General features: G+C 55.1%; 4 protein-coding genes. 1 reads left to right on the top strand and 3 read right to left on the bottom strand.

What is annotated here, in order from left to right; translation table 11 throughout:
• Positions 1-148: 148 nt before the first annotated feature.
• From D779_RS21675 to D779_RS11135, 3 genes are all read right to left on the bottom strand, one after another.
• Positions 149-646, bottom strand: a complete 498-nt coding sequence (locus D779_RS21675) for a zinc-ribbon domain containing protein (protein ID WP_081763466.1) — start codon at positions 644-646, stop codon at positions 149-151.
• Positions 647-764: 118 nt separating this feature from the next.
• Positions 765-2,153: a group II intron reverse transcriptase/maturase gene (gene ltrA / locus D779_RS11140; protein ID WP_232424160.1), complete on the bottom strand. Its 1,389-nt coding sequence runs from the start codon at positions 2,151-2,153 to the stop codon at positions 765-767.
• Positions 2,154-2,732: 579 nt separating this feature from the next.
• Positions 2,733-3,665 (bottom strand): TIR domain-containing protein, encoded by a 933-nt coding sequence (locus tag D779_RS11135; protein ID WP_198295707.1) that lies wholly within the window; start codon positions 3,663-3,665, stop codon positions 2,733-2,735.
• 305 nt (positions 3,666-3,970) lie between these two features.
• On the opposite strand from D779_RS11135, the gene D779_RS11130 reads away from it, so the two are divergent.
• On the top strand, positions 3,971-5,206 hold a 1,236-nt coding region (locus D779_RS11130), incomplete at its 3' end, for an integron integrase (protein ID WP_232424159.1).

Raw genomic sequence — 5,206 nt, 5'->3', positions numbered from 1 at the left:
TCGGTAGTCGTTCATCATGAGGAGCTTACCATGGGGCCAGACTGTTCACGAGGGAACTCTGCCGAAAACCTGTATGAGACAGGTATAACGCCGTGCTTTGCGGGAATTTGGGAACGCCAGCGAGCGAATTTTCCGCAGAAGCGCTTTGTCACGCAATGCTATCTACCTTTTGTTTATTCTTGATATACCCTAATTCATAAAGTTCTTGCGCAATCTCTTTAAGATTTATTGTCTCGCTTTCTATGCGAGAAGCATTTTTCAGTAATTTTTCGTACTCCGATATCAACTGTTTAATACCTTGTTCCTTTTTCCTGCATTCAACACATTTGACACAATCGGCATCGATTATAAATCCAAGCTCTTCATACCAATATTGTTGCTCTTTCGCAAAAAAAATAAACCACCTTTCACACTGAATACACCTTCTTCTGATATCGACATACAGCTTCCTAGGGAAAGTAGGATAATTTTGTTTTTCTAGGTCTGCTGGAATTGCTGTCTCAATAAATATATCTTCTCGCCTATAGCCCCAGTAACTATTTCTTATTTCATCCTCACTATAATTGTAGCCAGATTCTATAGGTCTATCTCCATATCTAGGATGATCCACATATAGACTGTCTCTTGTTTTCCTTTTCCTAGACATTGGTTTTTCCTCTCGCGGTAGGAACGCCCGTTACCGGGCGCCCCCCGCACAGACCCCGGCGTGCAGTTTTCCCGCACCGGGTTCCTCGGTTGTACTCGCTTTCGCGACGAGCGCGCCTCTAGACAAAGGCCACATGCTCTCGCTGCTTCTCCACGATTCGGGGTAATGCCACACCCAGTTTCTTCAACGCCTCTTTGAACTGACCCCAATTGAAGCTGCGTCTCTTGCCTCCGCGTCGGTTGAGCCATTTGAAGGCACACGCGATGCTGAAGCTGTAGAAGCTGCCCAGGGCCTGTTGATTACTTCTCAGCCCAAAGTAGTTGTAGTGCCCTACCAACTTGCGGTTGAGCCCTTGGATGAACTGCCGACCAGGCAGGTGACGATTGGCTCGGATCCAGTCCTTCATCCGCCGCTTGGCTTGCTGCAGCTTCTTGCGCGCGGTGCGCTTCATCACCCGCAACTCGCCACGCCGATCCCGATTCCAGTACAGCTCGAAGCCGAGAAAGGCAAATCGCCGTCTCAGCCCTGGATGAAAGCGACTGAAGCGCAGGATGCGGGTCTTCTCAGGTGCGACCTCGAGGCCGAATTTCTCCAGCCGCTTGGGCATCACCCGATAAAACCGCTCGGCGTCTCGGCGATACTGGAAGGCGCAGACATAGTCGTCCGCATATCTGATCAGGATGGCTTGCCCGCCACAGCGCGGCTTGACCGCATCCTCGAACCAGCGGTCCAGCACATGGTGCAAGTAGACGTTGGCGAGGATCGGGGAGACGACGCCTCCCTGCGGGGTTCCGGTCACCGGATGCAGGATGGTTCCGTCGGTGTCCAGAATGCCGGCCTTGAGCCACTGGCGGATGAGGTCGAGAAAGGCACGGTCGTCGATCCGCAGACTCAGCATCTCCAGTAGACGCTCATGATCGAGGGTGTCGAAGAAGCCTTTGATATCGGCTTCGACAACATGCCCGAACCGGCCGTATTGGAGATTGAAGCCCAGATCCCTGACCGCATCCTTCGCGCCCCGCCCAGGTCGATAGCCATAACTCACGGGCAGGAAGTCCTGCTCGTAGATCGCGTTCAAGATCTTGGCGCAGGCGAGCTGCACCAGCTTGTCCTCCAGGGCAGGGATTCCCAGCGGGCGTTCCCCACCACTTTCCTTGGGTATGTAGCAGCGCCGGACCCGCTTGGCCCGGTAGCGTTTGCGCTTCAGTCGCTCCGCCAAATCCCGGATGTTGGCGATGAGTTCCTGCTCATACGCCTCGGCCGTGACCCGATCCACTCCACTGGCGGCGTTCTTGTTCAGATCGTCCCAGCTTTCGAGCAGCAGGCCAGCATCCAGGAGCCGGTAGAGGTCCTGAAAACGGTGGTCTTTGCAGGCAAGCGCCCGCTTGGCTATTCCCCACAGTGAGGTTGGCTCGTGGTGTTCCAGCCCGACAGCGTCCGGCACGAGTGTCCTGTGTGGGCTACGTACTTCCGTCAAGTCCTTCCCCGTGTGGCAGGCTTTCCCCACCTCTGAGTACTATGCTTGATAAGACACCCCATCGGTATCCGACCCATATGGGCCTTCCTGTCCGCTCCTTGTTCCAAGCGTCCCCCCCGAGCGCACGCCGTGTCAGGGCTCTTCACCCCCTCTGTGTCCCAGCTCCGACGGGTTCTGCTCTTCACTCTGTCCAGGAACCTTTGGGGCTTCCCGGGTTCCTCGATGTATCTCTTTCTGCATGCCATGGCCTGTGGACTCCGCCGGACCTCCACACCCTCGCCATAGCGGGTGCTTCTGTGTTGCCTTCGGTGCACGTTAAAACCCTCGGCGTCCGGAACTGAACTTGTCGAAGCTGTACCAGCACTTCAGGGAGCGCGATCTCCCCTACGGCCTACAGAATTCTCTGTGTACGCTTACCTCATCTTCTTGTTCGCAGTTACCTGCTCCGCAATGAGATCAACACTCGATACGGGTGGGGGGCTAGCCCTTTCCCGACAGGGACTTTCACCCTGCTAGATACACCGGGCTTGGCCCGGCGCGATAACGTTCAAAGTAACCGGCCTGCGCGGCTTTTCGCGCAGGTCCGGTTGACTGCCGGGTTAGCCATGCCTACGCCAAACCTCGATCAGAAAGCCATTTTTCAATATGCTGCGGCATGGTGTTTTCAATATCATTTGTATCAAAGGCTTTGTAGAGCTTTCCAGTCAAATCAGTTTGCAATGACTTCAGTGTCTTGTCCTTTAGAAGTAGGACATTCTTGCCCATACCGAGCATATAGCCGACTTCAAGGGAAACATTTGGATTGAAGTCGTCTTCGGTGATTCGGTCATATACGGCGACGCCGAAGTCGCATGCATGCATATATGTCTTTATGTTTGGGAACAAATCGTCCATGTATTCCTTGTCGTCTGCTCTAAGCGCTGTGATGCCATGCGTTTTCAACGTGTTCTTGATGCACGTAACGATTGCCTGATGGGGCTTCGAACTCCCAAACTGCATGATGATGAATGCGGTCTTCTGACCAATTGGATAGTCAGCCCTAAATTTTTCAAGCCCGGAAGCAATTTCCGGCATTGATACTGCTTCGCTAGAAATGTTTTTGCTGGGCCTCCGCTGGGACTGAAGGACTGAGTTGACGTACTGTTGAACTATTTTCTGGATGTAGTCTTCAAGCTCAGTTACCGCTACGTTTAGCGGACAGGAAAAAGCCCATGCAACTTCGCCAACCTCAATGCGGACTTGATGGACAATGGTTTGAAGCTCTAATCGGCCATGAGCTGAGAGGTTTCTATAGTTAAGTGAATTTCCGCCAGGCGCATCCGCAAATACGAAGTGAAAGCTTGCAGTGTCTTTTGCGACGAACAAAAAAGTGCATTGCTGAACCTTCAATAGGGATGCAGGCACTTGCAGGGCGAGCGCATATTTTCTGACTTGTTCTCCAAAACTCTTGACGATCGCATTCGCGGATTTTTGCTCATCTTCGGTCAAGTCGCCGCCGATACTAGCCATACCGCCGGACGTAATAAACTGAATCGCTGACACAATGACTCCTTGGTATGTGGAATGGCTAACAGTTGATTAGACGGAATCAGTTCTTATGGCGCTATACAGATTCTCTAATTTCTGAACTAGACAGATTCCGCATAGCGCGTCTATGATTCGTGTACGCATCCTCGCTATCCTCTAAATTTCGCGATGCAGCCGTCCCAACCAACCACGCATACACGAACTGAGACTAGGCCATGGACAACAACCCGTCAACCTATAGGGAAAAGGTACGGTCGTTTTGGCACCGGTACGTGCAAAAGGTCGGAGAATCAGGGGTTAAGCCTCCGTTCGACCGCTGGATGGTGCGGCGTGCGGAGCAGTACATCGCGGCCTTTCCGGACCGGAAGCTGGCGGAGCAGTGTCCTGCCGACGTCGAGCGCTATCTGACGGAACTGGGTCAGAGGAGCGAGCTGAAGGACTGGCAGTTTCGCCAGGTTGTCGATGCTATACGGATTTTGTTCGAGCTTGCGGGCGTGGAATGGCTGGAGCAGGTGGACTGGGAGCAGTGGCGGGCATCGGCCCGACGGCTGGAGCCGAGCCATCCGACGGTGGCTCGGGATTATGAAGCGGGTCCGGCGAATCCGGACGCGGACTCATCGGATGACTCGAATCATTCCTTCGCCGAGATCCGCAAGACGCATTCGGCCCTGCTGGATCGTGTCGTCAAGACCATTCGGGTCCGTGGAATGGCGATCCGCACCGAGCAGACCTATGTCCATTGGATGATGCGCTACATCGCCTTCAGCGGAAATCGGGATCCGTCCGATCTGGACGTCACACATATCGGCCGTTTTCTGGAACATCTCGCCGTCGATCGGCGCGTGGCCGCGAGCACCCAGAGCCTGGCGCTCAATGCCCTGGTCTTTCTTTATCGCGAGGTTCTGGGGAGGGAGGATCTGGATGTCGGCGGTTTCGCCCGCGCCAAGCGTCCTCGGCGTCTGCCCACGGTGCTCACGCATGCCGAGGTCACGGCGCTGCTCGACCAGCTCGACGGGGTCCACCAGTTGATGGGATCGCTCCTCTATGGCACGGGGATGCGGCTGATGGAATGCGTCCGGCTGCGCGTGCAGGACGTCGATTTCGGATACGGCCAGATCCTGATCCGCAATGCGAAGGGCGGCAAGGATCGGGTGGCTCCATTGCCGGAGCGCGCTCAGGATGGACTGAGGGATCAATTGGCGCGCGTTAAGGTACTGCATGAAAACGATCTGGCGGAGAGTTACGGCGAGGTCTATCTCCCGGATGCCTTGGCGCGCAAGTATCCGGACGCCGCCCGGGATTGGCAGTGGCAATACGTCTTCCCGAGCGGACGGCTCTCTCGGGATCCGCGCAGCGGGTCCGCGCGACGTCATCATCTGCACGAGTCGGCCCTCCAGAAGGCCGTGAATCGCGCGGCGCGGGCGGCCGGCATCACCAAGCGGGTCGGGCCCCATAGGCTTCGACATATACCTAGCGAATGCAGGATTTCGGCTCTCAATGACCGACAATCTGAAAGTTCTCAGCAAGCAGCGTACGCAGCTGCGGTGCATAGCGGT

The sequence above is a fragment of the Imhoffiella purpurea genome, from assembly GCF_000585215.1.
GTDB classification, from domain to species: Bacteria; Pseudomonadota; Gammaproteobacteria; order Chromatiales; family Chromatiaceae; genus Imhoffiella; species Imhoffiella purpurea.
This window is presented reverse-complemented; position numbering and strand designations above follow the sequence as displayed.